Consider the following 4,834-nt stretch of genomic DNA (forward strand, 5'->3'; position numbering starts at 1 on the left):
GCCTCGCCGAGCAGCGCCCGTCTCAGCGGCATCCGCTCCGGGGCGACCGCCGTCATGCCGTCCGCGGCGAAGACCCCGTGGCCGTCGCCGCGCATCAGCGCGCGCTGGAGGTGCGCGGGGGCCTCGCTGACGACCGTCACCGCTCCGTCCGCGGCGATCCGGATCAGGCCGAAGTCCACCGCGTCCAGCAGCTCCTCGACCTCGAGCTCCTGCCGGCGGGCGCGCTCCAGCGCCTGCGAGAGCACGTGCGCCTGCTTGTCCAGGATGCTGCGCTGCGCGGCCGACCGGCGCGCGGTCAGGTGACTCGCGCCGCTGACCGTCATGACCACGAGCGGCAGCAGCAGCGTCGAGTACCCCACCGGCAGGGCCGGCTGGGTGAGGACCGTGACCGCGAAGCCGATGAGGATGGCGACCACTCCCCCGACGGCGCCCACGAGACCCCACGACGAGGCGAGCCACATCGCCGGGAGGATCCACAGCAGTCCGACGCCGGAGGTCGGGCTGCCGAGGCGCATGAGCGTCACCGCGAAGATGTCCGCCAACGGCACGAGCGTCAGCCACCAGGGGCTCAGCCGATTCCACGGCACCAGCACGGTCACGCCGGTCACCGCGAACACGATCACGATCCCGGCGAAGAACAGCCCGAGGTCACCGGCCGGCGGGGCCACCACCAGCACGATGGCGAGGATCAGGACGATGAGTCCCAGCAGCAGCTGGTTCAGCGCTGCGACGCGCTCACGGGTGCGGTCGTGCAGACGGCCCTCGGCGGTCGCTGCGACAGTACCCATTCTCCGACGTTATCGCGCTCGCGGCGGTCGGCCGTGCGATCACCGCGGAAAGCGGCAGGGCCGCAACCCCGAGAGGTTGCGGCCCTGCCGTGGATCGGTTCCGATCAGCGACCGGAGAGCTTCTCGCGAAGCGCGGCGAGCGCCTCGTCGTCAGCGAGCGTGCCCGCCGGGCTCGAGTCGCTGGAGAACGAGGAGGGCGCGTCGACGACGCCGGTGCCGGCGGCCTCGGCCTCGAGGGCCTTGGCGACCTGCGACTTGTGGGCCTCCCAGCGAGCCTGGGCGGCAGCGTACTCCTGCTCCCACTTCTCGCGCTCGGCCTCGAAGCCTTCCTTCCAGGCGTTGGTCTCCGGGTCGAAGCCGTCGGGGTACTTGTACTCCCCGTTCTCGTCGTACTCGGTGACCATGCCGTAGAGGGCCGGGTCGAACTCGGTGCCGTAGGGGTCGACCGACTCGTTGGCCTGCTTGAGCGACAGCGAGATGCGGCGACGGTCCAGGTCGATGTCGATGACCTTGACGAACACCTCTTCGCCGACCGACACGATCTGCTCGGCGAGCTCGACGTGCTTGCCGGACAGCTCCGAGATGTGCACGAGGCCCTCGATGCCGTCCGCGACGCGGACGAACGCACCGAACGGGACGAGCTTCGTGACCTTGCCCGGGGTGACCTGGCCGATGGCGTGCGTGCGCGCGAACACCTGCCACGGGTCTTCCTGGGTGGCCTTCAGCGAGAGCGACACGCGCTCGCGGTCGAGGTCGACCTCGAGGATCTCGACGGTGACCTCCTGGCCCACCTCGACGACCTCGGAAGCGTGCTCGATGTGCTTCCAGCTGAGCTCGGAGACGTGCACCAGGCCGTCCACGCCACCGAGGTCCACGAACGCGCCGAAGTTGACGATCGACGAGACGACACCCTTGCGGACCTGACCCTTGTGCAGGTTGTTGAGGAACGTCGTGCGCGACTCGGACTGGGTCTGCTCGAGCAGGGCGCGACGCGACAGCACCACGTTGTTGCGGTTCTTGTCGAGTTCGAGGATCTTCGCCTCGAGCTCCTGGCCGAGGTACGGCGTCAGGTCGCGGACGCGACGCAGCTCGATGAGCGAGGCGGGGAGGAAGCCGCGCAGGCCGATGTCGACGATGAGGCCGCCCTTGACGACCTCGATCACCTGACCGGTGACGACGCCGTCGTTCTCCTTGATCTTCTCCACGTCGCCCCACGCGCGCTCGTACTGCGCACGCTTCTTCGACAGGATGAGACGGCCTTCCTTGTCCTCCTTCTGGAGGACCAGAGCCTCGACCTCGTCGCCGACCTTGACGACCTCGTTGGGGTCGACGTCGTGCTTGATGGAGAGCTCGCGCGAGGGGATGACACCCTCGGTCTTGTACCCGACGTCGAGGAGGACCTCGTCGCGGTCGATCTTCACCACGGTGCCTTCGATGAGGTCGCCGTCGTTGAAGAACTTCAGGGTCTTCTCGACCGCGGCCAGGAAGTCCTCAGCAGATCCGATGTCGTTGATGGCGACCTGCTTGGTGGCCGGGGCGGTCGTTGCGTTAGTCATGTAGTGGGGTGTCCCTTGGATGGTCGGTGTTCGGGCTCCGCGCGCGCACGCGAGCACAGAGCGAATGGATGATGTTGGCTGTCACTCACGCGATGCACAGGATGGAATCACGCCACGGGTGACACTCCAGGGTATCAGAACGCGCCGATGACCCGCGGTCCCCGTCGCCCGCGATGTCAGCGCGTGAGGTCCAGCGGGTCCGTCGCGGTGCGGTCCGGATCGAACCGGTCGGTCGGCCGCAGCGACGTCGGAAGCGGCGGCAGCGGGGGCAGCGGCGGCCTCGGCCCGCGGTCGGAGTCCCGCGGCGGATTCCTCCGCTCGGTGCCGGGCTGCTGGCCGGCGTACCCGCGCAGGCCCGCCTGCTGGATCACGCGCTGGATGGTGAGCCCGCGTTCGTCGGGGTCGCCGACGTACCGGATCTCGCGCAGGCCCTGCGCCTGCGCGGCCGATTCGAACACGAAGTGCCCGAAGCCGAAGATGCGACCCACGAAGGGCTTGTACACGGAGATGTCGAGGATGCGGGCGAGCGGCATGGTCGCGATCTGCTCGGACAGGATGCCGTGGATGCGGAACACCCGCATGTTCGTGATCACGAAGCGGTCGCGCCGCCGGTCGAGGATCCGCCACGCGGCGTGGCACATGACCCCGAGCCCGAGGAGCACCGGCAGCCACCAGAACGTCGGGACGGCCACCATCAGCAGCGCGACGACCACGCCTCCGGCCAGCTCCAGCACGGGGACGGTCAGAGCCGCCCAGTGCTTGCGGACCTCGTCGATCACCACCTCGCCCTGATCGGAGATGAGGTGCCGCGCGGTGCGCGGGTCGACCTCGGTCATGAGCCGGCGAGCGAGCTGAAGAAGTGCACGATCGCGGCACCGGCGCCCCACACGGCGCTGGCGGCGACCTGCACGGCGTTCGCGGCATCGTGCGGGTGCGCGATCACGTAGAAGACGGCGAAAGCGATGACGAACACGATGGCGACGCGCTTGACGATCTTCACGAGGTGAGTCCTTCCTGTCGACGTCAGCGAAGCGATCCCCCCGGATGCCAACCCTTGCTTTTCTACCGCGAACAGCCGCGATCCGGGGTCTGACACGCCTGCGGCCCCGAGGTCCCGCCGTTCGACGCGTGCGACGCGTGCGACGCGCGACGGGGCTCGCTTACGGTTGAGGCATGCCCGAATCCGCTCCTGCGCTCGTCGTCATCACCCCGCGCGGCAAGCTGGTCTTCCTCGCCGTGGTCACCGCGCTGTTCGCCGTGATGGGGATCGTCGTCGTGGTGCTCGCGCCGACCAAGACGCTCAACCTCATCGTGGGCGTCGCCGCCATCGGGTTCTTCGGCGTCGGGGGCGGGTACGCCATCACCAAGCAGTGGCGCCGCTCCCTGGTGCTGCGGGCCGACGACACCGGCATCCGGGTCGGCCACGGCCCTCTCGTCCCCTGGAGCGACATCGACCGGGTGGGCTCGAACAGCGCCGTGTTCGGCATCCGCCTGCGCCGCTACGACAGCCTGCACTCCGCCGGCCACGCGGGTGTGCCGTCCGCCGCCGAGATGCGGGCCAACCGCAAGCAGCCGGGCGGCTGGGACCTGGTGTGGCCGGCCCGGGTGCTCGACCGCTTCCCCGGCGACGCCGCGCGCGACGTCCTGCGCCGCCGCCCGGCGTCCTGATCCGCCCGGCATCCCGACCCGACCGGCGTCGGAGCCGCGTGCGAGGATGAGCGCGTGACCTCCCGCCTCATGCTCATGGATTCCGCGTCCCTCTATTTCCGCGCGTTCTACGGGGTGCCCGACACGGTGTCCGCGCCCGACGGGACCCCGGTCAACGCCGTTCGCGGGTTCATGGACATCATCGCGAAGCTCGTCTCCACCTACCGCCCGACCGACGTCGTGGCCTGCTGGGACGACGACTGGCGCCCGCAGTGGCGGGTCGCTCTCATCCCCAGCTACAAAGCGCACCGCGTGCAGCTCGAGGTCGAAGGCGGCCCGGACGCCGAGGACGTGCCCGATCGGCTCCTCCCCCAGGTCCCCGTCATCCGCGAGGCGCTCACGGCGCTCGGCATCCCGATCGTCGGCACCGTGCAGGCGGAGGCCGACGACATCATCGGCACGCTCGCGACCCGCGCGAGGCAGCCCGTCGACATCGTCACCGGCGACCGCGACCTCTTCCAGCTCGTCGACGACGCCCGCGACGTGCGCGTCGTGTACACGGCCCGCGGCATGAGCAACCTCGAGGTCGTCACCGACGAGGTGGTGGTCGCGAAGTACGGCGTGCACGCCGCCCAGTACGCCGACTTCGCCACCATGCGGGGGGACTCCTCCGACGGCCTGCCCGGGGTCGCCGGCGTCGGGGACAAGACCGCAGCGACCCTGCTGCAGGCCCACGGCGACCTCGCCGGCATCCTAGCCGCCGCCGACGCCGGGGCGGGGATGAGCGCGGGCGTGCGGGCCAAGCTCGAAGCCGCGCGCGACTACCTCGCGGAGGCGCCCGAC

The 4,834-nt window shown here is 70.1% G+C and carries 5 protein-coding genes and 1 pseudogene; 2 read left to right on the plus strand and 4 right to left on the minus strand.

Translation table 11 applies throughout. The features are described 5' to 3' along the window. The 4 genes and pseudogenes from VJR25_RS14265 to VJR25_RS14280 form a co-directional block, all read right to left on the minus strand. Positions 1-788, minus strand: a pseudogene (locus tag VJR25_RS14265) (PAS domain-containing sensor histidine kinase); the annotation flags it as partial. Between the two features lie 104 nt (positions 789-892). Beyond that, entirely contained in the window at positions 893-2,344 is a 1,452-nt protein-coding gene (gene rpsA / locus VJR25_RS14270; protein WP_324116157.1) for a 30S ribosomal protein S1, read from the minus strand. Positions 2,345-2,520: 176 nt separating this feature from the next. Further along, positions 2,521-3,180, minus strand: coding sequence for a PH domain-containing protein (locus VJR25_RS14275; RefSeq protein ID WP_324116159.1), 660 nt, complete (start codon positions 3,178-3,180; stop codon positions 2,521-2,523). Next, a complete protein-coding gene (locus VJR25_RS14280) occupies positions 3,177-3,344 on the minus strand; it encodes a hypothetical protein (protein ID WP_324116161.1) in 168 nt (55 codons plus the stop codon). The genes VJR25_RS14275 and VJR25_RS14280 overlap by 4 nt, the downstream gene beginning before the upstream one ends. Positions 3,345-3,517: 173 nt before the next feature. On the opposite strand from VJR25_RS14280, the gene VJR25_RS14285 reads away from it, so the two are divergent. Both VJR25_RS14285 and VJR25_RS14290 read left to right on the plus strand, forming a co-directional pair. Continuing rightward, the gene (locus VJR25_RS14285; protein WP_324116163.1) at positions 3,518-4,012 is read left to right on the plus strand and encodes a hypothetical protein; all 495 of its coding nucleotides are present in this window, start codon (positions 3,518-3,520) and stop codon (positions 4,010-4,012) included. 54 nt (positions 4,013-4,066) lie between these two features. Further along, positions 4,067-4,834, plus strand: a 768-nt coding sequence (locus VJR25_RS14290; protein WP_324116165.1) for a 5'-3' exonuclease, incomplete at its 3' end; no start/stop codon positions are given.

It is taken from the genome of Microbacterium sp., from assembly GCF_035277845.1.
Lineage (GTDB): Bacteria > Actinomycetota > Actinomycetes > Actinomycetales > Microbacteriaceae > Microbacterium.

Coding starts and splice junctions, on each gene's coding strand:
- rpsA (WP_324116157.1), bottom strand. CDS start 2,344: ATGACTAACGCAACGACCGCCCCGGCCACCAAGCAGGTCGCCATCAAC.
- VJR25_RS14285 (WP_324116163.1), top strand. CDS start 3,518: ATGCCCGAATCCGCTCCTGCGCTCGTCGTCATCACCCCGCGCGGCAAG.
- VJR25_RS14275 (WP_324116159.1), bottom strand. CDS start 3,180: ATGACCGAGGTCGACCCGCGCACCGCGCGGCACCTCATCTCCGATCAG.